The organism is Paenibacillus sp. GCM10027629 (genome assembly GCF_042676425.1).
Classification (GTDB): domain Bacteria; phylum Bacillota; class Bacilli; order Paenibacillales; family Paenibacillaceae; genus Paenibacillus_K; species Paenibacillus_K terrigena.
Map to the genome: position 1 here is coordinate 242,452 of NZ_JBHTGZ010000010.1, position 25,854 is coordinate 268,305.

General features: G+C 47.8%; 30 protein-coding genes. 21 read left to right on the plus strand and 9 right to left on the minus strand.

What is annotated here, in order from left to right; translation table 11 throughout:
• Positions 1-3 precede the first annotated feature (3 nt).
• Complete coding sequence (locus ACFQZR_RS20420) at positions 4-1,287, plus strand: NCS2 family permease (protein WP_379349333.1); 1,284 nt, start codon at positions 4-6, stop codon at positions 1,285-1,287.
• Between the two features lie 122 nt (positions 1,288-1,409).
• On the opposite strand, the gene ACFQZR_RS20425 is transcribed toward ACFQZR_RS20420, so the two are convergent.
• A complete protein-coding gene (locus ACFQZR_RS20425) occupies positions 1,410-2,390 on the minus strand; it encodes a Rieske 2Fe-2S domain-containing protein (RefSeq protein ID WP_379349335.1) in 981 nt (326 codons plus the stop codon).
• Between the two features lie 268 nt (positions 2,391-2,658).
• On the opposite strand from ACFQZR_RS20425, the gene ACFQZR_RS20430 reads away from it, so the two are divergent.
• Together ACFQZR_RS20430 and ACFQZR_RS20435 are read left to right on the plus strand one after the other, a co-directional pair.
• Positions 2,659-4,008 (plus strand): uracil-xanthine permease family protein, encoded by a 1,350-nt coding sequence (locus ACFQZR_RS20430; protein WP_379349337.1) that lies wholly within the window; start codon positions 2,659-2,661, stop codon positions 4,006-4,008.
• A 142-nt stretch (positions 4,009-4,150) separates the two neighbouring features.
• A complete protein-coding gene (locus ACFQZR_RS20435; protein ID WP_379349339.1) occupies positions 4,151-4,474 on the plus strand; it encodes a hypothetical protein in 324 nt (107 codons plus the stop codon).
• A gap of 137 nt (positions 4,475-4,611) precedes the next feature.
• Here ACFQZR_RS20435 and ACFQZR_RS20440 read toward each other — a convergent pair whose 3' ends face one another.
• Together ACFQZR_RS20440 and ACFQZR_RS20445 are read right to left on the minus strand one after the other, a co-directional pair.
• Positions 4,612-5,040 (minus strand): threonine/serine exporter family protein, encoded by a 429-nt coding sequence (locus tag ACFQZR_RS20440; RefSeq protein WP_379349341.1) that lies wholly within the window; start codon positions 5,038-5,040, stop codon positions 4,612-4,614.
• Positions 5,041-5,066: 26 nt separating this feature from the next.
• Positions 5,067-5,825 (minus strand): threonine/serine exporter family protein, encoded by a 759-nt coding sequence (locus tag ACFQZR_RS20445; protein ID WP_379349343.1) that lies wholly within the window; start codon positions 5,823-5,825, stop codon positions 5,067-5,069.
• 213 nt (positions 5,826-6,038) lie between these two features.
• Between ACFQZR_RS20445 and rnhA the strand changes: the two genes are divergently transcribed.
• Positions 6,039-6,698 (plus strand): ribonuclease H, encoded by a 660-nt coding sequence (rnhA, locus tag ACFQZR_RS20450; protein ID WP_379349345.1) that lies wholly within the window; start codon positions 6,039-6,041, stop codon positions 6,696-6,698.
• A gap of 47 nt (positions 6,699-6,745) precedes the next feature.
• Here the strand turns inward: rnhA and ACFQZR_RS20455 are convergent, their stop codons facing one another.
• Genes ACFQZR_RS20455 through ACFQZR_RS20465 form a run of 3 tightly spaced genes read right to left on the minus strand, consistent with a single transcriptional unit; the run spans position 6,746 to position 9,597 of the window.
• Positions 6,746-7,690 (minus strand): serine hydrolase domain-containing protein, encoded by a 945-nt coding sequence (locus ACFQZR_RS20455; RefSeq protein ID WP_379349347.1) that lies wholly within the window; start codon positions 7,688-7,690, stop codon positions 6,746-6,748.
• The gene (locus tag ACFQZR_RS20460) at positions 7,687-8,367 is read right to left on the minus strand and encodes a DNA alkylation repair protein (RefSeq protein WP_379349349.1); all 681 of its coding nucleotides are present in this window, start codon (positions 8,365-8,367) and stop codon (positions 7,687-7,689) included. The genes ACFQZR_RS20455 and ACFQZR_RS20460 overlap by 4 nt, the downstream gene beginning before the upstream one ends.
• A 45-nt stretch (positions 8,368-8,412) precedes the next feature.
• On the minus strand, positions 8,413-9,597 hold the full coding sequence (locus ACFQZR_RS20465) for a MalY/PatB family protein (protein WP_379349351.1): 1,185 nt from the start codon (positions 9,595-9,597) through the stop codon (positions 8,413-8,415).
• 173 nt (positions 9,598-9,770) lie between these two features.
• Between ACFQZR_RS20465 and ACFQZR_RS20470 the strand changes: the two genes are divergently transcribed.
• The 5 genes from ACFQZR_RS20470 (at position 9,771) to ACFQZR_RS20490 (ending at position 13,482) form a co-directional block, all read left to right on the plus strand.
• Positions 9,771-9,986, plus strand: a complete 216-nt coding sequence (locus tag ACFQZR_RS20470; protein ID WP_018758612.1) for a hypothetical protein — start codon at positions 9,771-9,773, stop codon at positions 9,984-9,986.
• 171 nt (positions 9,987-10,157) lie between these two features.
• Positions 10,158-10,796 (plus strand): nitroreductase family protein, encoded by a 639-nt coding sequence (locus ACFQZR_RS20475; protein ID WP_379349353.1) that lies wholly within the window; start codon positions 10,158-10,160, stop codon positions 10,794-10,796.
• Between the two features lie 27 nt (positions 10,797-10,823).
• Positions 10,824-11,774: a ring-cleaving dioxygenase gene (locus tag ACFQZR_RS20480; RefSeq protein WP_379349355.1), complete on the plus strand. Its 951-nt coding sequence runs from the start codon at positions 10,824-10,826 to the stop codon at positions 11,772-11,774.
• Positions 11,771-12,382, plus strand: a complete 612-nt coding sequence (locus ACFQZR_RS20485) for an alpha/beta hydrolase (protein ID WP_379349357.1) — start codon at positions 11,771-11,773, stop codon at positions 12,380-12,382. Before ACFQZR_RS20480 ends, ACFQZR_RS20485 begins: the two co-directional genes overlap by 4 nt.
• A gap of 155 nt (positions 12,383-12,537) precedes the next feature.
• On the plus strand, positions 12,538-13,482 hold the full coding sequence (locus ACFQZR_RS20490) for an RNA methyltransferase (protein WP_379349359.1): 945 nt from the start codon (positions 12,538-12,540) through the stop codon (positions 13,480-13,482).
• Here ACFQZR_RS20490 and ACFQZR_RS20495 read toward each other — a convergent pair.
• Positions 13,476-14,459: a DMT family transporter gene (locus tag ACFQZR_RS20495; protein WP_379349362.1), complete on the minus strand. Its 984-nt coding sequence runs from the start codon at positions 14,457-14,459 to the stop codon at positions 13,476-13,478. The two genes, ACFQZR_RS20490 and ACFQZR_RS20495, sit on opposite strands and share 7 nt — an antisense overlap.
• Positions 14,460-14,650: 191 nt before the next feature.
• Here ACFQZR_RS20495 and ACFQZR_RS20500 point away from each other — a divergent pair, with 191 nt between their 5' ends.
• The gene (locus ACFQZR_RS20500; RefSeq protein ID WP_379349364.1) at positions 14,651-16,009 is read left to right on the plus strand and encodes an aminotransferase-like domain-containing protein; all 1,359 of its coding nucleotides are present in this window, start codon (positions 14,651-14,653) and stop codon (positions 16,007-16,009) included.
• A gap of 66 nt (positions 16,010-16,075) precedes the next feature.
• Positions 16,076-17,038, plus strand: a complete 963-nt coding sequence (locus ACFQZR_RS20505) for a Gfo/Idh/MocA family protein (RefSeq protein WP_379349366.1) — start codon at positions 16,076-16,078, stop codon at positions 17,036-17,038.
• Between the two features lie 78 nt (positions 17,039-17,116).
• On the opposite strand, the gene ACFQZR_RS20510 is transcribed toward ACFQZR_RS20505, so the two are convergent.
• The gene (locus tag ACFQZR_RS20510; RefSeq protein ID WP_379349368.1) at positions 17,117-18,394 is read right to left on the minus strand and encodes a GW dipeptide domain-containing protein; all 1,278 of its coding nucleotides are present in this window, start codon (positions 18,392-18,394) and stop codon (positions 17,117-17,119) included.
• A gap of 289 nt (positions 18,395-18,683) precedes the next feature.
• Between ACFQZR_RS20510 and ACFQZR_RS20515 the strand changes: the two genes are divergently transcribed.
• The 4 genes from ACFQZR_RS20515 to ACFQZR_RS20530 all read left to right on the plus strand — a co-directional run bounded on the left by ACFQZR_RS20515 (position 18,684) and on the right by ACFQZR_RS20530 (position 21,851).
• Entirely contained in the window at positions 18,684-19,115 is a 432-nt protein-coding gene (locus ACFQZR_RS20515) for a MarR family transcriptional regulator (RefSeq protein WP_379349370.1), read from the plus strand.
• A gap of 95 nt (positions 19,116-19,210) precedes the next feature.
• The gene (locus ACFQZR_RS20520) at positions 19,211-20,065 is read left to right on the plus strand and encodes a hypothetical protein (RefSeq protein ID WP_379349373.1); all 855 of its coding nucleotides are present in this window, start codon (positions 19,211-19,213) and stop codon (positions 20,063-20,065) included.
• Between the two features lie 89 nt (positions 20,066-20,154).
• On the plus strand, positions 20,155-21,150 hold the full coding sequence (locus tag ACFQZR_RS20525; protein WP_379349375.1) for an asparaginase: 996 nt from the start codon (positions 20,155-20,157) through the stop codon (positions 21,148-21,150).
• The gene (locus ACFQZR_RS20530) at positions 21,147-21,851 is read left to right on the plus strand and encodes a copper homeostasis protein CutC (protein ID WP_379349377.1); all 705 of its coding nucleotides are present in this window, start codon (positions 21,147-21,149) and stop codon (positions 21,849-21,851) included. Before ACFQZR_RS20525 ends, ACFQZR_RS20530 begins: the two co-directional genes overlap by 4 nt.
• 72 nt (positions 21,852-21,923) lie before the next feature.
• On the opposite strand, the gene ACFQZR_RS20535 is transcribed toward ACFQZR_RS20530, so the two are convergent.
• Positions 21,924-22,157, minus strand: coding sequence for a DUF1128 domain-containing protein (locus ACFQZR_RS20535; protein WP_379349379.1), 234 nt, complete (start codon positions 22,155-22,157; stop codon positions 21,924-21,926).
• Between the two features lie 133 nt (positions 22,158-22,290).
• Here ACFQZR_RS20535 and yyaC point away from each other — a divergent pair, with 133 nt between their 5' ends.
• The 6 genes from yyaC (at position 22,291) to ACFQZR_RS20565 (ending at position 25,852) form a co-directional block, all read left to right on the plus strand.
• Positions 22,291-22,836 (plus strand): spore protease YyaC, encoded by a 546-nt coding sequence (gene yyaC, locus ACFQZR_RS20540; protein WP_379349462.1) that lies wholly within the window; start codon positions 22,291-22,293, stop codon positions 22,834-22,836.
• 132 nt (positions 22,837-22,968) lie between these two features.
• Entirely contained in the window at positions 22,969-23,232 is a 264-nt protein-coding gene (locus ACFQZR_RS20545) for a hypothetical protein (protein WP_018758627.1), read from the plus strand.
• A gap of 22 nt (positions 23,233-23,254) precedes the next feature.
• Positions 23,255-24,055 carry an alpha/beta fold hydrolase gene (locus ACFQZR_RS20550; RefSeq protein WP_379349382.1) on the plus strand — a complete coding sequence of 267 codons (801 nt, stop codon included), beginning with the start codon at positions 23,255-23,257 and terminating at the stop codon, positions 24,053-24,055.
• Positions 24,056-24,207: 152 nt separating this feature from the next.
• Positions 24,208-24,471, plus strand: a complete 264-nt coding sequence (locus ACFQZR_RS20555) for an autorepressor SdpR family transcription factor (RefSeq protein ID WP_018758629.1) — start codon at positions 24,208-24,210, stop codon at positions 24,469-24,471.
• Between the two features lie 13 nt (positions 24,472-24,484).
• Positions 24,485-25,165: an SdpI family protein gene (locus tag ACFQZR_RS20560; RefSeq protein ID WP_379349384.1), complete on the plus strand. Its 681-nt coding sequence runs from the start codon at positions 24,485-24,487 to the stop codon at positions 25,163-25,165.
• Between the two features lie 30 nt (positions 25,166-25,195).
• Positions 25,196-25,852: a DUF6483 family protein gene (locus ACFQZR_RS20565; protein ID WP_379349464.1), complete on the plus strand. Its 657-nt coding sequence runs from the start codon at positions 25,196-25,198 to the stop codon at positions 25,850-25,852.
• Positions 25,853-25,854 lie beyond the last annotated feature (2 nt).

A 25,854-nucleotide genomic window follows, 5' to 3' on the forward strand; every position in this document is an offset into this window, starting at 1 on the left:
TCATTGAACTCAAGATTGGGACGTATATTTCAAATTGATAATCAGCAGACCAGTATCCGGACGGAGATGCTCGCTGGGCTGACGTCATTCATTACAATCGCATATATTATTGCTGTCAACGGGGCCATTCTGAGCAATGCGGGCATGCCGTATGAAGCAGCGACGATCGCGACGGTATTCTCCGCGCTTATTGGATGTATGCTCATGGCTTTCTGGGCGAAATCACCGCTGATTCTTGCGCCGGGGATGGGGGATAACGCATTTTTCGTCTTCACGTTAGTGTTCTCCTTCGGTCTGACCTGGCAGCAGGCGCTTGCCGCCGTTCTGATCGCAGGGATTGTTTTCTTTATTGTCAGTATGACGAAAGGTGCGGTCTATTTATCCAAGAAGATTCCAAGCTCTATGATTCATGCGATGACAGCTGGAATCGGTCTATTTATAGGCTTTCTCGGATTGAAAAATGGAGGCGTGATCGTCGCGAGCGAAGGGACCTTTGTTACACTAGCTAGTTTGCGTGACCCACATGCATTGACGACGCTTCTAACTTTGATCATTGTTGTTCCTTTATTTTTACGTGGCGTTCGTGGAAACTTTTTGATTGGGATTATCACTGGTACGATCATTGGCATTTTGTTAGGGATCGTGGATTTCTCCCAAATGGGCAGTTTTAAGTTCTCGATGGCTGGGTATGATGAAGTATTCTTTGCATTTGATTTTAGCCAAATCCATTCCTTTCAATTCTGGATTGCTGTGTTCTCTTTATCGATGGTTATTATTTTTGCGAATATGGGAGCGCAGCTCGGTATGCTGCCGGACGCGTCGAAGTTCAGACGTTCTTTTCAAGCGAATTCCTTATCGATTATTGCGGCTTCAATGCTCGGCTGCAGTCCAACAACGACAGCGGCAGAAGGGGCTGCAGGGATTGCTGCCGGTGGCCGTTCCGGCTTAACACCGTTCGTAACCGGACTATTGTTCATTCCAGCGTTGTTCCTTATTCCCATTCTGAAAATCATCCCGAGCAGCGCCATTGCACCGGTACTGATTATTGTTGGCTGCTTGATGATTCAAGGAATGAGGCATGTGAAGCTCGATGACTTTACCGATGCTTTCCCCGCCTATCTGATGATTGCGGTCATGCCGTTAACCTTCAGTATCGTGAATGGCATCGCATTTGGCTTTATTGCCTATCCGCTCGTGAAGATTGTGAGTGGGCGACGGGCTGAGGTCTCTGGTGCGATGTATGTGATTGCAGCGTTGTTCTTGGTTTATTTTATATTAGGCGTGTAATCCTCACAGTGAGTGGACGGAAGTACAAACAATGCTGTGCAACCTAAGTTAAGTGCTGAATAGATGAAAAAGCTGACCCTGAATGATGACAGGTGCCAGCTTTTTTTGATTTATTCGTAGAATTATGCCGTGCCCCATACGAGGCCAGTATCTTTCAGGTAGCGACGGTAAGCGATACTCATCCGGTCGCAAGCGAGTGAGAGCTCTGCTTGGAGATCGAGTGGAAGATCTTCCGGTTTCTGATTCTCTACAACAGGCTTGTCCTGCGCGAAAATAACATCTTGGAACGCCGCGATTTCGCTATCCGACAAGTCCATGGGATAGTTAAAGGACAAGATGCCATAAGCAATCGTCGTCTCTGTATCCTTCGGAGACACGGTCAGAATGATCGACATTTTGTTGCCTTGCTCTTTGTCGCGTTTCGTGAATTTCACAGTCATTGGACGAAGAATTTCATACGTGTAATATACGTTTTTGGCTTGACCGGAACCGTCCGGATCAGGTTGGAACACTTCGATTTCCTCGGAACGAATGGACTGTTCGTCATGAATCACGTGATAGTCTCCGATCACGGTATGCGTAGATACGCCGAGGTATCCTTCGTGCACGACGGCCAAATGACCAACATCAAGGAAGTTCTCGATCACGCGCGGCGGCTTCGCTTCAACCGTCGTTGATCCCCACATCACATTGCGATACGAATCGTCCGCCCATTCTGGAAGTGCGAACATCGGAGCAGCTTGTTCGCTGTCGAGGCATACCCACACCAGACCATATTCTTCTTTACAAGCATATTTGTAAGCACGAGCTTTACCTGGAATAGCACGATCAGCTGGAAGCTGTGGGATTTTGACGCAAGCGCCGCTGCCATCATATTCCCACGCATGGTAAGGACATACGAGGTTGCCATCACGTACACAGCCGAGAGATAGCTTCGCTCCGCGGTGAATACACAAGTCTTTGAACGCATGTACGCCTTCCTCATTCCGGAATAACACGACACGTTCTCCCATCAGCATCACGCCAAGTGGTTTCTCCTGCAATTCATCCGTTCGACATGCTACGAGCCACTCACGCCGTAATACCGCATCTTCAATGATCATGATTTCATACTCCTTCGCTCACTCAAAGTTGATAGAATTTAATATTTAATGTCACTATTTCGCGATTAAAACGTTTATATGGTACATATTATCAAAATGAATCAGGTTATTCAACATAAAGACGAACATTAATTTTATGATAATTATTTAATGTACGTATTTAGGGCTGTACAAATCGAAAAGTGTCGCCTATAATCGGAATTGTGATTTTTGTCATATTGTGTCGAGTGTCAAAAAAGTTTTGCCATAAAAGAGAGGATGGTATTCGTTGGAACAGCAGCAGCCGAACAAACCGCAGCTTATCGTCGGAGTGAATGAGAAGATTGGCCCCGTCAAAGCGCTCTTGTTAGGATTACAGCACGTATTAGCGATGGATTTGTATATCGCGCCGATCATTATTGCAGGGATTTTATCATTAAGTAACAGCAATGCTTCCTTCTTTATTCAAATGTGTTTCTTTGCGACAGGGATCGCAACATTGATTCAGACGGGGATCGGACTGCGCTTGCCGGTTGTCCAAGGACCATCCTACGTACCGATCGCTGCAATTGGTGCCATTGGCAGTAAACTTGGCATGGGCGCTATGGCCGGAAGCTTGCTTCCAGGTGCATTGATCGTCATGCTGCTCGGCCTTCCACTCAAATGGTTCGCCAAAGCTGTTCGTAAATTTATTCCACCGCTTGTCGGGGGAACGGTTATTCTCATTGTTGGTATTGGCCTGATGCCTGTCGGCTTGGGTAATGTATATGGTCATGGGCAGGGAGAACTGGGCACGAATGTTCTAATCGGTGCTGTCTCGGCGACTGTACTTGTTGTTTGTATTCTTCTTGGACGTAAAGCGAAAGGGCTAGGAACATTCTTCCGCCTGATTTCGGTTATCGTTGCGATTGTCGCCGGCATCATCACCGCATCGTTGTTCGGCGTAGTCGATTTCTCACCTGTGAAAGATGCCGCTTGGTTCTCTTTCCCGAAACTGTTCCCTTTTGGAGCACCTGTGTTTGATACTAGTGCCATTCTTACGATGGTATTCGTATATTTCATCGTCTTGATTGAGACGACGGGTACATGGTTCGTTATTTCTTCTGTTACAGGCGAGGATCTGTCGAACGAGCGTCTGAACCGCGCATCTTTTGGTGAAGGTCTTGGATGTTTTGTCGGCTCGTTGTTTGGAGGTACGCCAATGACGGGTTATTCTTCGAATGCTGGCTTGATCGCAATTACTGGTGTAGGCAGCCGGATGGCGATTATGGCGGGCGGCGGTATTCTTGTCTTGCTCGGACTGATGCCGAAATTGTCCGCATTGATTACTTGTATTCCTGAACCCGTAATTAACGGCATCTTCTGTATTGTCTGTGTAGCGATTGTCATTAATGGTCTGAAAGTTATCCAGCACGTCGTGCTCGATGATCGCAATATGATGGTGATTGGTATTCCGGTATTGTTAACGATTGCGATTACAGTGCTTCCGAAAGGCGCGACGGACGGATTGCCTGATTTCGTAAATTATGTTCTATCTTCAGGACTGACAGTAGGTGCACTTGCGGCAGTATTGTTAAATCTGTTGATTCCGAATCACAAAGAGAAAGCAGCAGTTGCATCAAAGCAAGAAGTTGCTTAAATATAGAAAGGCTTGGCGTAGGGGCCAAGCCTTTTTTGTGTCTTATGGCACCGCGCGCAGCTTTCAGCGGACGGTGCAGCTTGCATAACGGTGGTTTACCTTGGCGTGAAATTCGCGCGGGAGGACGAAAATAACTGCATAAATGCAGTTAAATGGTGGGAAAGTTGCCCGCTTGGGCGAAATAACTGCTAAAGTGCAGTTAAATGGAGGGAAAGTTGCACGCTCGGACGAATTAACTGCAGAAATGCAGCTAATTGGCGGGAAAGTTGCCCGCTTGGGCGAAATAACTGCAAAAGCGCAGCTAAATGGCTGGAAAGTTGCCCGCATGGGCGAAATAACTGCAGAAGTGCAGTTAAATGGCTGGAAAGCCGCCCGCTTGGGCGAAATAACTGCAGAAATGCAGCTAATTGGTGGGAAAGCTGCCCGCTTGGGCGAAATAACTGCAGAAGTGCAGTTAAATGGCTAGAAAGTTGCTCTCTTGGACGAAATAACTGCAAAAGTGCAGTTATTTCGCCGAACCAGCCCAAACGACCCGCATCAAATAAAAATGCCCAGCAAGCAAATTTATTGCTTACTGGGCATTTTTATTAATGTAGCTAGCCTTCAGATCCTACTCCCCACCTTGCGCAGCATCTGATTCAGCACCTCAGCAAGCACAAGGCCAATCGCAATCGCTCCAGAGATGAAGAAGGCTTGGGCCGCGAGCTGCAGCGCGACATTGTAGTCATTCTCGACGAAATGGCGCATCGCATCGTAGGCCATGCCGCCGGGTACAAGGGGGATCATCCCGGAGACACTGAAGATGATGACGGGCGTCTTATACAGCCGCGCGAACACAATACTAGTCGCTCCGACGACGAATGTCGCAGCGAACGTTGCTAGAACGGTGCTGTAGCTTCCGTTCAACAAAATATAGACAGCCCAGCTGACCATGCCGACAAGGCCGCATTGCGGCAGCGAACGTCTTGGGGCATTGAAGATCACGCTGAAGGCGGCGGAGGCAATAAAACTGGTAATGAGTTGTGCGATCATAGATTGACCTCTTTCGAATGAGTTGGTTAGAGTAAGATGAAGACGAGGGCAATACCTGTTCCAATAGCGAAGGCGGTTAAGAACGCTTCTGCCCCCTTGGAGATCCCTGAGACGAGATGACCGGACATCAGATCACGGACAGCATTCGTAATTAACAGGCCAGGAACGATCGGCATGACCGACCCGATGATGATCTTATCTACTTCATACCCAATTCCAAGCTTAACGAATAAGAAGGCGAGTAGACCGAGCAGAAAGGATGCTGAGAATTCCGCGAAGAATTTCACAGCCACGATCCGCTGGAAGTAGATGACGGATGCAAGTCCGAGACCTCCGCATAGGACAGCAGGGATGAAATCGTACCAGCCGCCTCGGAACATAATCAGGAAGCAACCGCTGGAAATCGCCGCAGCAACGATCTGGAACCAGATCGGGTACGTATGTTTAGCTTGTTCGATTTCGCGTAGTCGCAGCCGGGCTTCTGGCATCGTGATTGCGCCGCTTGTTAGTGCGCGAGACACATTGTTCACTTCGGCGACTTTGGATAAATCTGTCGTTCGTTCTGTGATTCGGATTAACTTGGCAGGTTCTGCGCCATCCGTCGAGAAAATAATGCCCGTCGGTGTGACATAACTATGCGAACGTGGGAGACCAAGCGATGTGGCCATCCGTGTCATCGTATCTTCAACACGAGATGTTTCTGCACCGCTCTGTAGCATAATTTTGCCGGCGAGCAGGCAGATTTCGATGGTCTCATATGTTAAATGATCAAGTTTGTCTTCCATGTCATATCCCCTATAATCAAATGATGCAAGAATCATAATTATGATCATTATGGAGAAGAAAATGTTGAATGTAAAGCAGGTTTACCGAAGATTAATCATGGCAGTTTCTCACTTGAGGCAGATATGTGAGCAAGGTGACGAGCACCCCATTTCTTCTGTCGTCCATTTTCCATTATAATAAGGAAATACAAGTAGGGTACGAGGAGGACAAGAATGGCGAAGCAGAAGTATTATGTCGTATGGGCTGGGAAAAAGCCGGGGATTTATAAGACATGGCCGGAGTGCCAAGAGCAGGTCAATCATTTCCCGCAGGCCAAGTATAAATCGTATGAGACCTTAGCGGAAGCGGAGAAAGCCTATCAAGGCGGAGCGAAGTCGTATTGGAATCAAGCAGGGGCGAAAGGTAGCGGGGCTGCCAAGACATCGGGATCGCGTAAGCCTGCGGCTAAGGATGTGCCTTTATCGGAAATTGATTATAACAGCATTTCGGTCGACGTCGGGACGCGTGGGAATCCTGGGCCGGTGGAGTACAAAGGCGTGGATACTCAGACAGGGGATGTATTGTTCTCACATGGCCCAATTGCGAAGGGAACGAACAATCTTGGCGAATTCCTTGCCATTGTACATGGTTTGGCCTACCTGAAACAGAAGGACAGCACACAGACAATCTATAGCGATTCGGCAAATGCGCTGAAATGGCTTAAGCAGAAAAAAGTATCTTCCACGCTTGTTCGCGATGCTTCGACGGAAGAGATCTGGACCCTGGTTGATCGAGCGGAACAGTGGCTTAGGACGAACACGTACAAGAATAAAGTCCTGAAGTGGGAGACACAGAGCTGGGGCGAGATTCGAGCCGACTATGGTAGGAAGTAAATCAATAAGAAAAGGCTTGTCCACTGTACAGGAGGACAAGCCTTTTTTCATTTGACAAGCGTAGGAGCAATATACTGAAGGAACACATCGATGGGCGGCTTCCTTTTCTTATGCTTGTCATTGGTAAGGACGGCTACCAGATCATGAGACGGAACAACGATAATATATTGACCGCCGAATCCGAGGGCGAAGTAATAAGGAACTTCTATCGCCGGTTCTTGCTCGGTCGTGAAAGTAGATACCCACCAATGCCAGCCGTACATGCCTTCGCGCGGTTTACTAACATGCACACGCGGCAAAGTCGATTGCTCGATCCATGTCTCGCTAAGAATCTGCATATCTTGTGATCGACCTTTTTGCAGATAGAGCTGCCCGAACTTAAGCATATCCCGAACCTTCATATAGAGGCCGAAGCCTCCCGTGTGAATGCCTTGCGGATCGACTTCCCACTGCCATTCCTCTATACCAAGAGGGTGGAAGAGATGGTGCTTGGCGAATTCTTCAACCGATTGCCCAGAAGCTTGCATGATCATAGCCGCGAGCAGCTGCGAACAGCCGGAATTGTAGATCATTCGCGCACCTGGAGGATCTGACAAAGGTAATGCTAATGTGAAATCTACCCAATTCATCGTCTTTGTCATGCGAGGGAACGAATTTAGCCCACCGAACTCCATCCATTCGAACCCTGCAGTCATCGAGAGTAAATGTTCGATCGTTATACTGCGCTTACGCGCATCGGCATCCTGTTCCAGCTGTGGGAAGAAGGGATAGATCGGTGCGTCAGTCCCTGGCAAAATCCCCTGATCGATCGCAATCCCGACGAGTGCGGATAACACACTTTTGGTGCAGGAGTTGATCTTATGCAGTGCGTCTGCTGAGTCAGGTTCCCGATGGTACTCGAACAGTATTTGATCGCCTTTTGCCAAAATACAGCTTCGGAGCGCATGCGTAGTGATCGACTGTTCTATGTGATCTAAGTCAAATAGCTTCATGCGTTCTTTCGCTCAACATGTTTGAGCGCTTCCTTCTGACTTAGCGGCGAGAGGGCTGTCTCCGCTACGAATTTACGCACGGCCGCTTCATTTGTCTTCGAGTATTCTCGAAGAGCCCAGCCGATGGCTTTGCGAATGAAGAATTCCTTCTCTTCCGCACGGCGCCGAATGTATCGGAACAATCGTTCTTCGTCGGTATTCTTCTTATAACTTAACTGATAGAGCAGGGCAGCACGCTGCAGCCAGAAGTTATCGGATTCAATCCATCGTTCTGTATAGGACGTAATCAGCTCCGGATATTTGGCGAGATGGAATCCAATCAACCGCGAGGAGATTAGATCGACCGTATCCCACCAGGATTTATCTGTAACAAGGTGTTCTAAAACATCGATATGTGCTTGTTCGGCATGCTTCCGGTGTTTCTCGTAGAGAATCATCGCGACATATTGGAATTCTCGTTCAGGCAGTGACCATACTTCGTCGGCAACTTGAACAAGTTCTTCACCTTTAGGCAGTGGATTCGCCTGCATGAACTGGCGTAAATATTGACTTCTTTCTGGCGTTCGAATACCGAGAAAGGGGAATTGATCCCGCATATAAGCTGCCATCGGAATGGCTTCTTTAGCACTCGCGTGAGTTCGGAAATACGCTTCGAGTTGTTCAGAATAGGGATGCATCGGCACGACTCCTTTGTACGTTTAGAATATCCAGAAGTCCGTCATTTACCTCTTCGCTAAGGGATAGGCTCTCTGAATTCGTTCAAGTGCTTCTTGCAGCAATGCACGCGGTGTGCCTAAATTGATACGGATGTAGCCATCTCCACCAGTGCCGAACGCCGTACCGAAGCTAACAGTGACGCCAGCTTCCTGCTCAATCCATTGCTTCAATGCCTGCTCATCTCTACTAACCGCACGGCAATCCACCCACAGCAGGTACGTGCCTTCCGGTTCAATGACGACTAACTCTGGCATATGTTCCGTAATGAATTGCTTCGCAAATGCAATATTGCCTTGAATGTATGTGCGTAGCTCCCCAAGCCATTCATCACAAGCTGTATAAGCAGCTTCGAGTGCCGGGACAGCGAAGAAGGTCGGATCGAATACGCCAGATTGAAGCATACGCGTCCGGAAGCCTGCACGTAATTCTGCATTCGGAATGATGATGTTCGAAATTTCGAGACCTGCCAGATTGAAGGTTTTGGCTGGGGAGGTGCAGATGATGGAGCGTTGTGCGATCGCATCGGACAAGGTGGCAATGACGGTATGCTCATGTCCAACATGTGCGAAATCCGCATGGATTTCATCTGAGACGATAAGTACATCATACTTCTCGCATAACGCTGCAACACGCTCCAGTTCAGGCCGCGTCCAGACCCGTCCCGTCGGGTTGTGCGGGGAGATGAATAATAGAATTTTGATTCCTTCCTGCATATGGCGTTCCATATCATCAAAATCCATTTCATACCGTCCGTTGATAAGCTGAAGCGGACTCTCCACCAAGGTGCGATGATTCAGACGAACTGATCGCGGGATTGGCTGATAGCATGGCGTGTGAATCAAGACCCGATCCGTTTCCTCTGTAAAATGCTGAATGATTAAAGAGACTGCTTGGACGATACGTGGACAGAAGACGATCCATTCTTGTTCTATTTGCCATGAATAGGCGCTGCGCATCCATCGCTTGACCGCATCATAATAAGGTGCGAATAGATTCGTATAGCCGTAAATGCCGTGATCTGCCATGCGTCGAATGGATTTCTGGATGGCTTCGGGCGTCAGCAAATCCATGTCGGCGACGGAGAGAGCAATTTGGTTCTGCCCGAATTGCTGAGCCATGATATCCCACTTATCGCTGTTGGTGCCGAATCGGTTCGTAATCTGATCGAAAGATGAATAAGATGATTTCATAGCGAAAGTACCTCCTGTTGTATCGGTTATATTCTTATTTAAAGGCTTTCTAGAGAAGCAATCAACTATGAAAAGTGTTAATCCTACCTTGGATGAGGCCGAATACATAGTTTTTCCGGAAATGGTCACGCTATCCTTGTACGCAAAAGCTTGAGAACGAGGAGGAGACAACCATGTCAGATCAGAGTAGAAAAGCTGTTCAAGATGCGATTCAAGCGGATTTCGAATCGATGAATGCAGCAACATCGGCTAGTGCAGGACTAACATCGATGCAATTTGGGCGTGATGATGTGCAAGAAGGGAATGCGATTCCATCCGCAACACCTGCGGCTCCCGATGCATCGATGCAGCATGCATCCAATGTGATCGAAGACGACGATTATATTTAAAATAAAGGGTTAGGATAAAGGGAACGTTTCCACTTTGAAAACAAGTGCGATAGCGTTTCTTTTTTTATTGTTATTGACTTACTTTTTGTTATATACTATAATCAAGTTATAAATAACGAGCGAATCATGGAACGAAATAATTCATATATCATCCAGTAGGGGGAACATATCATGACTGATTTCATGCAAGTGGTGAAGGACCGTAGATCGGCTATGAAATTTAAGCCAGAGGTACATATTACAAGAGAAGAACTCAATGAGATGTTTAATCTCGTCAAATATGCACCGTCGGCGTTTAATTTGCAGCATGCACACTATATCGTTATCGATGATGAGGTGCTCAAGAATGGGAAGATCTATGAAGCGGCGAATAAGCAGTATAAGGTCCAATCGGCATCTGCTGCCATTCTGGTACTTGGCGATCTGGAGGCGTACACGCAGGTTGGTGAGCTCAATGAAGGGATGCTTCATCTTGGGGTCATGAATAAGCAAGAATACGATATGACCGTTGAATCGGTGACATCGTTCTATGAAGACCGCGGCGATACCTTTAAGCGTGATGAAGCCATACGTAATGCGAGCTTATCCGCAATGCTGTTCATGTTGATTGCCAAGGAGAAGGGCTGGGATACATGTCCGATGATCGGGTTCGATGCGGAAGCAATAAGAGAAGCACTCCATATCTCAACTCGATATGTACCAGCGATGTTAATCGTCATTGGGCAAGAGCAGGTAGCGGGACAAAGACCGCGCGGTTACCGCAAGCCGATAGCGGAGTTCGTTAGCTATAATACCGAAATTTCACAATAAATTATGGTTGGAAAGGGGTAGGGGAACATGTCATTACGAACAGCTGGGATTCATCATATTACGGCGTTTGCTCGGAATCCTCAAGAGAATGTTGATTTCTACGCAGGAATTCTTGGGTTAAGACTTGTGAAGAAGACGATTAACTTTGATGCGCCAGAGGTCTATCATTTGTATTTCGGCGATGAGGCTGGTAATCCAGGTACGATTATCACGTTCTTCCCTTGGCCTGAATCTCGCAGAGGACGGGTTGGTGGAGGACAAGTGGGGAGAACGACATATGTGATTCCGCGAGGCGCTATGGGCTTCTGGGAAGACCGATTGAAACATTTTGGGATCTCGATCTCGACGGCAGAGCGCTTCGGCGAGAAATATCTGCAATTCGCAGATCGAGAAGGCTTGCAGCTGGAACTCGTTGAACGCGAGGAAGGAAAACCGAGTGCATGGTCATTCGACGGTATTCCGACATCGGCAGCAATCAAAGGCTTCGGCGGGGCTGTGCTGTTCAGCGTGGATTCAGCGCGTACGATGGACGTACTGGAGAATGTGTTGGGGCTAACGAAGGTTGGAGAAGATGTAGGTTATATACGTTATCAAGCAACCGGAGAAATTGGCAACTTAATTGATGTTAGCGCCAATAATGTGGAATGGGGCCATGGCGGCGCAGGTACCGTGCATCATATAGCATGGCGTGCCAAAGACGATGAAGAGCATGCGCAGTGGCGGCAGGCTGTCATCCAAGGCGGTTATAAACCGACAGATATTCTTGATCGCCAGTATTTCCATGCGCTGTATTTCCGTGAAGCTGGAGGCATCCTATTCGAGATTGCAACAGATCCTCCAGGCTTCGCACGCGATGAGGATCCGGATGCACTTGGCGAGCAGCTCATGCTACCGCATTGGTTCGAGCCAAGACGAGCGCAGGTAGAAGCGAATTTACTTCCAATCGAAGTTCGAAGTTTAGGAGGGGGTCAAGTATGATTCATTTATTCGAGCAGGGCACAGACCCGAATGCACCAACACTTGTACTGTTTCATGGAACAGGCGGCACAGAGCGCGATCTATTACCGCTTGCGAAGCATATCGCTCCATCGTCAAGCATCCTCAGTCTTCGAGGGAATGTACTGGAGAACGGCATGCCTCGTTTCTTCAGACGGTTGGCCGAAGGGGTATTCGATGAAGAGGACCTTATCTTCCGCACGACAGAAGTCTACGAATTCCTAGATCAAGCAGCTGAGCAATATGGATTAGATCGCAGCAATTTCATCGCCGTAGGGTATTCGAACGGTGCTAATATTATTGGTAGCTTGTTGTTCCATTACGCGAACGCTGTCAGAGGCGCTGTTCTTCATCATCCGATGGTTCCACGCCGCGGAGTCGCGTTGCCGAATCTAGAGGGGACCGAAGTCTTTATTGGTGCAGGTACGAATGATCCGATCTGTTCGAAATCCGAATCCGAGGAGCTGGATCAACTTCTGCGTGATGCAGGGGCTTCGGTGACGCTTCACTGGGGAAATGCAGGTCACCAGCTCACTGGAGCAGAGGTAGATGCAGCTGCTTCTTGGTACAAGCAGCACTACGCACAATAACGGTATGAGTTCGCATATCATTTGAAAAGAAACTTAGAATAGCCATGATAGATAGCGATGTAGGATCGGCTATCTGTCATGGCTATTTTGCTGGAGCAGGCTGTGAATATCCGCTATACTGGCTAGAGGTTGAATAACGGAAGAGGTTAATACGAATGAAGAGCTATTTATATACGTATGCAGCACATGAAGATGAACAAGCGTTGTGTCAATTGGAACTACGTACATTGTTCAGAGGAGCGAAGATCGGTGCCAAGAGTCTTATCTCAGAGCGCTTTATCGATCCAAGCCGGAGTCCTTTCATTCATGAACGGATTACAATCGAATACACGGCCCCGACCCTTGACGAGCTGGTTGAGCAGGTTGATTCCCTACAAATCCAGCAGGGAAAGACATTTAAGGTCGTATATTATAAATCAGGTAAATTTGTATCCTATGATGAGGAGCGGGTGATTGAACGGAAGCTCGGAGCAGCGATCCGCGGCAAGGTGGATATGCGCAACCCAGAGCTTATATTCGGCGTTACGAAGCATGCGGAGGGTTGGATACTCGGTGAGTGCATGCAGAGTAAGGCGATCTGGAAGAATCATCAAGACAAGCCTCAGAATTATTCAACGGCACTGAGTACAAGACTTGCGCGTGCCGTCGCCAATATTGCCGTCCCCGAAGTGGAGGGCGTTCGAGTCATAGATCCATGCTGCGGCATTGGGACCGTATTGCTTGAAGCATTATCGATGGGAATCGACATTGTTGGTCGCGATATCAACCCGTTAACGACCCGTGGAGCACGACTGAATCTTGCGCACTTTGGCTACCCGAATGTGGTTACGTTAGGCGATATGCGGGATATTACGGATCATTATGATACGGCGATCATCGATCTGCCCTATAACCTATGCTCGAAGCTCTCGGATGAAGAGCGGCTGTCCATGCTGCGCAGTGCGCACCGATTCGCAGATCGCGTCGTATTGATTACAACGGAACCGATCGACGAATCGGTTGCCCATGCTGGCTTCGAGATTGTAGACCGCTGTCAGGTTCATAAAGGTCGATTCGTTCGCGAAGTGCTCGTCGTTCAAGCTCAATCGCAAACTTATTGATTCGCACGTACTTGTGAGGGAGGCGTCACGGCATGGCTGTTCGTGTTCAGTGATTCTGCTTGCTCTGTCTTACGCTTTCCCCATATGAGTGTACCGATAACGCCGATGATAATCATGACAGACCCGAGCATATCATAGATTGTGATCTGTTCACCGAATACAAGCACCCCGCCAATCATGGACACGACAGTTGCGAGATTGGAGAATACGCTCATTTTGGAAGCTTCCATTTTGGACAACGTATACGTCTGTAATAACAGCGACATGAGGGAAGAGAGTAATCCTAGATAGAGAATCGCAATCCAGAAGGAGCCGATGGACAAGGGTTGAATCAATTGCTCCATCGTATCGTTCACGCCATGCTGAATCAGTGCCATGGCACCGAAGGCCACGCTGCCGATCGCCATCATGATATAAGTCAGTTCGATCGGACGGAACTGGCCGGTGAGCTTCCGGGCGAATACGCTGTATCCTGAGAAGGATAAGACGGATAGGAACAACAAGATAATCCCCGCAAGATGAGACATATCCAGCTTCGTGCCTTTCATAATAACCACGAACAATACCCCAAATACCGAGAGTGCAATGGCTAACTTTTGCTTAAGCGTAGTACGTTCTTTCAGGAAGTATCCAGCGAACAGAACCGTTAAGACGGGCGTAAATGCATAGAGAATGCCTCCTTCAGCAGAGGATGCGTGCTGCAATCCGAAGGCTTGGAGCGCAAAGAATAGAGTCGGATACAAGATCGCCATGCCTAGAATCGGACGTAGTGATTTGCCGCGAAGATCGATTTTGATCCACCCGAGCGCAACAGGGATACTAAGAACCAAGAACGACAGGATAAACCGATAGGCTAACGTGGTGAAGGGGTCCGCCGATTGGAGCGCGCTCTTCATGAACAAGAATGATAATCCGATGATGCTAGCGTTGATGACCGCGGATACGACGGCAAGTTTATTGCTTTGTTGTGAATTCATATCAAATATTCCTCCTAGAATAAATCCCATGGATTTATTGAAAATGACGATCTTCCTTCTATTCAGTGATAGTGTGAATCGTTATACTGAAGATACGATAATAACTAGAAGTTGACGAGATGGATTTAACTAAATTGTATCGGTACAGTTTTAAGTGGTTCATGATTTTTATATAGAAACGCGGTGTGTTGATGGCTAAATATGTATCCGTACTGACGGATATGGAAGAACGAATTCGCACAGGTCAGTATGTTCCTGGTCACAAGCTCCCCTCGATCCGTGATGCATCCCAGATGTATGAATGCAGTAAGAGCACCATTATTCGTGCCTATGCAGAACTCGAACGTCTACATATCATTTATGCGATGCCGCAGAGTGGATATTATGTGGTAGATCGTCGCGGAGAACAGTGGGATCAAGGGAAGGACAACGACAAGCTGGATTTCTCGTCGGCATCACCAGACCTGCATATTTTCCCGTACCTTGATTTTCAGCATTGTCTGAATCGCGCGATCGACACCTATCAATATCAATTGTTCACGTATGGCGATTCTCAAGGCCTAGAGAGCTTCCGTCATATGCTGGTGAAGCATCTTGCCGATGATCAAGTGTTCGCGAAGCTGAATCAGATCGTTGTCACGTCGGGTGTACAGCAAGCGCTGAACATTCTGACCCGCATGCCATTTCCGAATGGCAAATCCGTTATTCTGATTGAGCAGCCAAGCTATGAGATCTATCAGCGGTTCCTAGAGCTGGAAGGCGTGAACGTCGCAGGCATTGCCCGAACAACTCGTGGCCTGGATCTGGACGAGCTGGAGAAGATGTTCAAGCACGGGGATATCAAGTTCTTCTATACGATGCCGAGGTATCAGAACCCGCTGGGAACTTCCTTTACCCTTATAGAACGGAAAGCGATTGTTCGGCTAGCCGAGCGGTATGATGTCTATATTGTCGAAGATGACTATATGGGGGACTTGGGAACCGAGGTTCGGATGAATCCGCTCTATAGCTATGATACGTCTGAACATGTGATTTATTTGAAAAGCTTCTCCAAAGTCATATTCCCAGGGCTTCGAATCGGTGCAGCGGTAGTACCCAAGCTGCTTCATCCGACCTTCGTGCAATATAAGACCTTTTCTGATGCCGATTCTTCGATTGTCTCTCAAGGGGCACTGGAGATTTACCTCAAGAACGGGATGTTCGACCGGCATAAGCGCAAGATTATACAGCTCTATGCGGATCGGATGAATCGGATGAACCAAGCGCTTACGCAAGTACAAGCATCAGAATGGGTAGAAGTCGCTCCCGTCCAACAAGGCGTGTATATTTCGCTAGTGCTGCCGAAAGTCGTCAATATGGATCAGCTGCATACGAAGCTGAAGCGGGCTAACATCATTACGGTACCAAGCAAACATTTCTTTTTGCAAGGTCATACGCCGTCTTCCAAATTCCTTCGGCTAAGTATTACTCGTGTTCACGAGGATCGCATTGAAGAAGGTGTACGAGCGATCATGGATGAAGTGAAGCGCACGGGCCGTGGATGGGGCTAGAAGGTTACGAGATTTGGGATGGTCGTCATGCATGATGAATTTCAATGAATGGGGAGGAATGGGTCAATGAAGATTGGGATGATCGGAACCGGATGGTTCTCGGAGATGCACTGCAATTTATTAGAGCAAATGGAAGGTGTACATGTAAGCGCTGTATGTGGGACAAGTATGGAGAAGGCTGAGCGCTTGGCAGGAAAATGGCGTGATGTATCGGCTTACGAGAATGTTGAGAATATGCTCGATCAGGAGAAGCTGGATGCCGTCTATATCTGTGTACCTCCATTTGCGCATGGGGAGATGGAGAAGTCGGTTATCGCACGGAACATTCCGTTTTTTGTCGAGAAGCCGATTGCGTTAGATGATCAGCTCCCTGCGGAGCTCTACGCACACATTCAGGAGAAATCCCTTATTACTTCGGTAGGCTATCATTTCCGGTATACCGATGCGGCGCAGAGAGCGTTGGAGCTCTTACAGGGTCGAACCGTAGGGATGGCACTCGGTACATGGATGGGAGGGATGCCGCAGGTCGGATGGTGGCGCAAGCAGGAGGGCTCTGGCGGTCAATTCCTCGAGCAGACGACGCATATGGTTGATTTACTCCGTTATACGCTGGGTGAAGTGACCGAAGTTTATGCTGCTTATGCGAATCGCGTCATGCATCAGGTCGAGGAAGGCGTTACCGTTGCAGATGTCGGTACCGTGACCTTGAAGCTTGCGAGCGGAGCAGTGGCGAACATCTCGAATACGTGTATTTTGCCGACATCCGGTCAAGTAGGGCTTCATATTTATACCGATCAAGGCGTGATGGAGATTCATTCGAACCAACTTGTAGATCGGACGAAGGATGAGACGTATACACTTCAGAACCAATCCAATCCGTATGTCCATGAAAATGAAGCGTTCATCCATGCGGTACGCACTGGAGATACCCAGCATATTCGTTCCACCTATCAGGATGCGATCCAATCGCAGCGGATTGCAACAGCTGCATTACATTCCGCAACGACTGGTGTTCCAGTTAAATTATAGAAGGCAACATCATACCAATAAGCCCACTGAACAGATGAACTGCGCAGTGGGCTTGTTTTGAAATATAACGATTAGAGATTACTTAGGGACTTGAAACCAGATTTCTCCGAATTTCGTATCGCGGATTTGATACCACTTGTTCCCCTTCGTATCGAGCTTCTCATTGTTAATCGTGACGATCTGAGGCATCAACGTACCGAGTGCTTTACTTGTAGTTGTTTTGTGTGCCGTAATCGGTTTGGTAATTGAGTAAGATTTGTCAGGCTTACTGAATGTTGGTGTCGTTACGCTGAACATCCGGTTGAATGTTGGAATGTATGAGACGAGATCATTGAAGATTCGCGCCTCTTTACTTCCATTAGGATATGGATTCGACTGCGGTGTCTCGATCACGTAGACCTTATCATTTTGCGTTCCAACAATAACGCCATTATTCGGGCCCTTGGCAAGGGATGCCCACTCTTTCTTCGTATATTTCGTGATGGAGAGGATCATCTCGTCATTGGCTTTGGACCCTCTTGGTGTATACATAATCCGTTCCGAGTAAACGCCGCCGTGTTTCATCTTGTCCAGCTTCGCTTGGTTCAATTTCTCTATATCCACAATGCCGTCCCATGATGCAGGGATGACATACATGAAATCTTGAGCCGGACTCGTATGAATAGAGCTTAGTGCATCTTTCGTCTTTGCTTGCTTCATGACGGTGAACTCGCCGTTTCGGTAGGATAGCGTGGTGTTCACATAGCCGATGGTTTCGGCATTGCTATCCCCGGTACGTCGTTCTTCGCCGAGTAATTCGTAGATCCCATCCCCATTCGTGTCGAGGGGATCAAGAGAATTGAATGTGGCTAGATTGCCTTTAATCCGTAAATTATCGGATAGAATAACTTTGGGCGTATTGTTATAGAACGAGACGATGCGACTCGTAATATAGCCGCCTGACCCGCCGGTATCAGCTGTCAGCATAATGTCATTTGCTCTATCGCCGTTGAAGTCGCCTGCAAAATTAATATAAGGCATGTAGCCATCGAATCCGATAAGGTTCGCGTTCATGATTTTGGATGTTTTGCCATCGACAACAATGAGGTTAATGTCTTGGGAGAAAGGGGATTCCTTATCTTCACGGGTTCCAACCACATACGCAGTGTCCAGAACGCCGTCTTTGTTTACATCAATCTTTTGCTGGTCGAGCAGCACGGTGTTCTCTGGAACGGTTACGCCATCTAGTGAAAAAGTTTGTCCAATTTTAGGCGGGTTGTCTGAACCGGATTTCGTGTGGTCTGCAGCGAACGCCGCTGCAGGGAATGTGGCGAGAATCGATAACGATAGGGTCAGTGCCATGATTTTTTGTCTCATAAATGATGTACCTCCTGTCAGTCCGTCCTTGTCATTAGCATATTTCGGGCGGGTTGGATATGTATTCTACATCTATATTTTATACGTGTTCAAACGGCCTAGGGTTACATCAAGGTATCAATCTATTTAAAATAAGATTACGAATCCTGTCGAACGAAGGAAGCCTCAACCGGGATAATCCCTATAGGGAAGGTGATGGCGGGTATTGACCCTTATCAAGAAAAAGTCATATACTGTTGGATGGTTCATGGAGTGGTTACAATTATTATGACCTAGAGGAGGTTGTACGTTGGCTAAACGTGAGAACCTTATGGAAATGGAGAATGAATTTAGAAAGTTCATGAGAAAAGTGCAGTCTGAATGGGCTAGAAATGTAAATAGTGAGCTCTCAAGGACGCAATTTCTTGTACTCGATAAATTGTATGTAGAAGGTCCTATGAAAGGTTCAGATATTGCCGATGCCATCTATATTACAGCAGGTGCTGTTACCGGATGCTCGGACAAGCTGATTCTTGGCGGCTATGCAGAGCGGCTGCGCGATGAACGGGATCGGCGCGTTGTATATTTGAAAATTACGGAGAAGGGGATTCAGACGCTGCAGGAAATCGCGAAGCGCAGACATGAGCTGATGAACGATTTATTCGGTAACGTATCGGATGAGGATGTGTTGCATCTGACTTCGATTTTCAAGCAAGTGATTGAGAATTCCGAGTCCAAATAATCATCTTACGTAAGTGAGTGCTGTATCGGTACATAATCCTTGGTCGATCTTGCCATCCTAATCGGTAATAAACGATAGAGACAAGGATGTGCTGTATGAAGCAACGCGCGATATCGAGTTGGATTGCTGTCATCTGTATTACCTTTATGTCAAGTACCTTATTCCCAGGCATTTTGCGTGCTTCCGCTTCTTCTGGGTCATCGCCTGTAACAGTTGCACCTGAGCAGTCCGTAACGGTACCAATGGAAATTCCAGATCATCCGCAGCTAAATGCGCTTCGGAATTTGCAATGGCTTCAGACGGATGCGCGAGACATAACAGGGGATCGTGAGCAGGAACAGATCGGGTTGCTGGGCGGCAAGGACGATCCCAATTCGGATCATTATCAGCTCGTCTACCTGATCTATAAAGATGTGAAACATCAGAAGACCAGTGTCACGTTCATCCAAGGCGGGTATCGACCGAGCATGGTCGTATGCGATTTGAATGGGGATCAGGTGAATGATGTTCTTGTGAAGCTGCCAAAAGGAAGCAACACAGAGAAAGCAAATTATCGACTGTATACGGTGAAGAACCAAGAGGTTGTTCCGATGCCTGCACCGAATCCGATCGAAATCGTCGGCCAACTGGAGAATGATTACACGATTACGTTGAAGGCGAAGGGGCAAGAGACCTACGCTGTAAATATGAGGGATCGGAAGGAAAAGTACGATGCAGCAGGCTATTATAAAAATGGTAAGCTGCTGCGTCCAACGAAGGTGTCGAATGCATCTTTCGAAGTGATTCAGCCTGTTGATTTCGATAAGAACGGAACGACGGATTTACAGGGTGTACAGAAGGTTACGGGTGCCAGCGATGATGACGTGATTGCCTATGTGCATTCCTTATGGACTTGGGAGGACGGCAAGTGGAGACAGCTGCATGTCTATGTTCAGAAAGCCATGAAGTGAAGAAGCTTCAAAGGAAGAGCTATCCTGCCCGAGGGTAGCTTTTTGTTGTATACTTGAAAGGGAGTACGATCCGAAAGGGAGTTATCATCATGGAACAAGTGTTGGTGGAGGAATACCGTAACGAGACACTGGAATGTTTGCATCGTGGTCATATTTGCGGTGTTGGAATAGATAGACAAGTGAAATATGAGGTAGGCGACGCCGATTATGTGGCATTCCTGCGTTCTGCTGGCAAGCCATTTCAGGCCATTCCGGGGATTCGGGCCGGTATTCATGAAGCGTATGACTTAACGGATCGCGAGATTGCGATTATGACGGCTTCGCATCGCGGCGAGTCTTTTCATATGGATACATTACAGGATTTCATGAAGCATACGGGGCTTGAGGAGTCGAACTTGGTCTGCGCGAAGAGTTATCCAATGCACCGTGCGTCAAGAGAGACAATCATTCGTGATCAAGGCCATGAAAGACGGATCTATCATAATTGCTCAGGCAAGCATTTCGGTGTACTATCTTACTGCAAGCTGTTGGGTTATTCCCTCGAAGGCTATGAGGACCCGAATCATCCGGCACAGCTTGAGATTGTGAAGACACTCGCCATGATGGCTGAGATGCCTGAAGATCAAATTGCGCGTGGAATTGATGGTTGCGGGCTTCCCGTATTTGCGCTTCCGCTGCGGAATATTGCCACTGCTTACTTGAAGCTGGCTTGTCCAGAGTTGATCGAAGATGAAGAGACACGAGAAGCGGTTCGTAAGATCACTTCAGCGATGCATGCGTATCCTGAGAATGTCTCGGGTACGAATCGGATTTGCTCGACTTTGCTGCAAGATTCGAACATTGTCGCTAAAGGCGGCTTCAAAGGGATCTATGGGTTTAGTCTAAGGAAGGAACAACTTGGATTCGCCTTCAAAATTATTGACGGTTCCGATGAAGAATGGGCGCGTATCGTGGTCTCGATTCTAGAACAGATTCAATATGACAATCGCGAGACGATTGAGCGAATTCATGAGCGGTTCCCTGCAGACATCCGGAATGATGCGGGCAAAATTGTAGGCTACAGCAAGGGGGTATTTAAGCTATGAAGCAGCGTGTAATTCTCGAAGTGATTGCGACGACTTTAACGGAAGTTAAAGCGGCTGCCGCGTATGGGGCGGATCGGATTGAGCTCATCACGGCGATGCAGGAGGGGGGCTTGACCCCGTCCATAGGTTTGATCGAGGAAGCGGTCAAATTGGTCAATATTCCAGTAAATGTTATGATTCGACCTCACAGCCGTTCTTTCGAATATGATCGTGAAGATATTCGTACGATGCTGTCGGAGGTTCGGCATATTAAACGGGCAGGTGCGAATGCGATAGTCTTCGGGGCTCTAACGCCCAAAGGCGAAATCGATATTCGATTGCTGGAACGGGTATTGGATCGCACTGGAGATATGAAAATGACGTTCCATCGTGCCATTGATGAAGTTCAGGATCAAATGGTGGCGCTCGAGCAGATCCTTGTCTATCCACAGATAACGACCATTCTTACTTCAGGCGGACAGCCGAATGTTCTCCATGCAACGGATCGCATTCGAGCGATGGTCGAGCGTACGGCCGGAACGCATTGTACGATCTTGGCGGGGAGCGGGTTATCGCCGGAAGCGGAGAAGCTTGTACCTTTCTTACATGAGACAGGTGTACAGCAGGTTCACTTCGGATCAGGTGTGCGAGTAAACGGCAAGTCCCTTGCACCGATCGATTCGGAGCGAATGGCTGCGGTACGTTCCATTTTGCATGCCTAATACATAGAATAGAACAGAACAGGCACCGCTCTTCGGCAAGAGCAGTGCCTGTTTTTCGATTTTACACATGAATTAGGCGTGTCTGAGTTTGCCTAATTCGGAGACTAGAGCCTCGATTTCGCTAATGCTGAAGTTCTGTTTACTTACGACGATATCGTATAGTTCTTGAATATCTTCATAACGTTCGACGGAGAAGGATGAAGCTTGCATCGCAGCGGCGGTTGCCATTTTGAGCTTGGTTTTGATGGCTTCAATCATATATTCTACGTTTTCTTGTGTTGGTTGAGTAAGATCCACATTATTCATCCTTTCCAGGTTCAATATCTTTATTGTAGCATGATTCAAATCACAGGTGCTCAAAAAATTGCCATGAACATATTGTTCAGTTACAATCATAGCAATATACGGACAGATTAATGCAAGGAGGGGTTGGGTGACGATGCATGAATTGAATTCGAGTTCATCGGTAGGGAGCTCTCGGCAGAAAATGACAGCGGATCAGTTATCGTCTTTTTTTCAGTCGATTTTCACCGCACATTCAGTGGATCATCTCTCGTTCGTCTGTATTGGTACGGATCGTTCGACAGGAGATGCACTCGGTCCCTTCCTTGGCACTTTGCTGGAACAGCGTGGATTCAAGCATGTGATCGGTACGCTGGCCAATCCATGCGATGCGACGAATCTTACAACCCGATTGAAGACCATCCCGCAGCATCATATCGTCGTGGCAGTCGACGCCTGTCTAGGCCATCCTTCAATGGTCGGACAATACTATGTGTCGTGTAAACCGCTGAAGCCTGCGGAATCCGTAGGAGGGCGACTGCCGGAGGTCGGGCATTACAGCGTTGCAGGCGTCGTGAACGTAAGTGGGCCGAAGCCGTATTGGACGCTGCAGATGACTTCGCTTTATCATGTGATGCAGATGGCGGAGCAGATTGCCAGCGCGGTTGATGAAGGGCTTGCACATGCGCTCTTGAGCCAGTAGATCCAGGACAATCCGCATGCAGAAATTTTTTTAATTTGTTTACAAAATTCGAGTCTCTTTTTAATATAGGCCGCATATAATCTAGGTACGCTAATACACAGGTGCTCTAGAGGCCGAGAGGAGAGATGGACAATGACATGGATGAATCATGTGAATATAAAATCGAAGGATGGACAAGTCTATTGCTGCATGCGTAATAAAATTGTTAATTTCAATGAACAGCAATTGATGAGTTATTGTGTAGGCTGCAAAATGTTCGGGGGGACTGCGCAAGGCAAAGGTGTGGAATGCTTCTGGAATGACTTGCGAGGGGAACATACACTCATCGTCACAGACCCTGAACATGAATTCGCCTATAATCAGACGCGAAGCGTCGTGATCTCAACATCGAAATAGAGATTGAAAAGAGGGGACGCAAATGAGCTCAGGAATCGAACAAGGAAAGACAAAGGCAGGATTATTTTACAAGGTTCAAGGTGAAGGGAATCCCATTGTGATGCTGCACGGGTTTTGCGGCAGTTCAGATTATTGGGAAGCTGTCGTTCCCGCTATAGCACAGGGATATCAGGTCATTACACCCGACTTACGGGGGCATGGACAATCGGCCGTGATCGATACGGTGTTCGGGATCGAAGCTATGGCCCAAGATATTGTGGAATTGCTGGACGAGCTAGGGATTGCGAAGACTGTCTTATTCGGACATTCGCTGGGAGGCTATATAACCCTAGCATTCGCTGAACAATATGCTGCACGACTTCATGGATTCTCCCTTGTCCATTCAACGGCGAATCCCGATGCGGAGCAAGCGCGTGAGAACCGGTTAAAAGCAGTGAAGACGATTGAAGAAGAAGGCATCCGGACATTTGTCGATGGCCTTGTACCGAAATTGTTCGCACCTGAACATGTCGCGATGATGCCAGAGCTTGTTGAGCAGGCGAAGCAAATTGGTTATGGAACGGCACCAGCAGGTGCAACCGGTGCGAGTCTTGCGATGCGAGCGCGTCCTGATCGCAATCACGTATTGCAAGAGACGCAATTGCCGGTTCTGATCGTTGCTGGAGAGCAGGATCAGATCGTGCCGCCAGACAAAGCGTTCACCGTAGAAGCAACGCATATTGAGCCAGCAATTATCCCTGCTGCGGGGCATATGAGCATGATGGAGACGCCGGACAAGTTTGTACCTGTACTGCGAAGCTTTTTGCAGCGAGTGTATGGATAGATTTTCATAGAGAGAGGCCCAAGCTTGTCCTATTTTTGGATGCGAAGGCCTCTTTTTTGCTGAGGAAGGAGGTTTTATTGACACATTGCTTAGGATTGCATAAAATACATTTAGAAGATTACCTAATTATCTAAGGAATGGAGGGAGCACCCGTGAATGATGCCTTCAAGGCACTGGCAGATCCGACGCGACGTCAGATTCTGGTGTTGTTGAAAGAACGGGATATGTCCGCAGGCGAAATCGCCGATCATTTTGCCATGACGAAACCAAGTATTTCACATCATCTGAACAGTCTGAAGCATGCACAATTAATTGTGGATCAACGTCAGGGTCAGAACATTATCTATTCGCTCAATACGACCGTCATTCAAGAGGCGCTCGGTTGGTTCCTGAACATGATTCAGAAGGATAAATAGGAGGGAAAAGGCGATGAATACCTCAACAACGAAAGACAATCCATCGAAGCTATGGGATTGCAAGGATACTATACTGGTCGTAGTCAGCACCCTCTTGTTCGTGCTAGCTTCCTTGTTCTATCCGCGGCTGCCCGACCAAGTCATCTCGAAATTCGATCTGAATGGAAATCCTACGCGGACGATGGACAAATGGGCATTCTGGTTATTGTATGGCGGGTTGGCCATCTTATTGCCGATCGTTATTAAAATGACACGAAACCTCGATCCGCGCAAAGCCAACTATTCGCTGTTCGAATCGACATTTCAACTTTCACGCTGGGCGGTTGTCTTGTTCATTCACTTTATTTTTGGCTTTGGGATTGCGTATAATTTAGGGTATCCGGTTTCCATGAACATGGCTGTATCGCTCGGTCTTGGGATCTTATGGATTATGATCGGGAACGTGATGGGCCGAATTCGATTTACTTATTTTATGGGGATTCGTACCCCTTGGACGCTTGCGAGTGAGGAAGTCTGGCGGAGGACGCACCGCTTCGGCGGGAAGTGCTGGTTCGTTGGCGGATTGGTGATGATCATTGCGGCCTTCTTCCCAACAGCGTATTTCTTGGTGACGTTTATTACTGTACTGTTACTAAGCACCATAATACCGACGATTTATTCCTATATGCTGTATCGGAAAGGATTCAAGTCATAGATTGATTGATATGACAGGCAGGTGAGATGGATGTTCCAGCGAGATTATCTGGTGCGATTAATTGAAGAGATGACCAGTGTGCTCGGCAAAGTGATGGGTCTTCGTCAGGATAATAAATTGACGGAGGCGGAGTGGGAAATCGATGAGCTCTTGCAGCGTAAATTCCGTCTTCGCGGCCCGCTGCTTCAATCGCTATCTGCCGAGGATCTGATCAAGATGATCACCTTTAATGGTGTGCTCGAGTCGGATCGATTGCATGGGGTTGCACTGCTCATAAAGCAGCAGGCGATGATTGAAGAGAAGAGGCAGGATATCGAGAAAGCAGCACAGCTTCGAATCAAAGCATTGCATTTGTTAGCCTATGCATCAACGCAGGGTTATCCAGTCAAATGGGTGAAGACATGCGATGAAATCGGTGAGCTTGAAGCTCTGCTGCAAGGTGTATATCTCTCGAATGCCTTGCATCGGCTTTTGTGGGAACACTACGAGGGAATAGGAAATTATGCGAAGGCCGAAGATCATCTCTTCCATCTCTATCATCGAGATCCCGATATCCTCTCGGAAGGCATTGCCTTCTATAATCGCTTGTTGGGGCAGGCGGATGAGGCACTTGAGCAGGGTAGACTTCCTAGGGAGGAAGTGCAGCAAGGGCTCGCCCAGCTTCAGGACGATGGAAGGCTCAAGTAAGA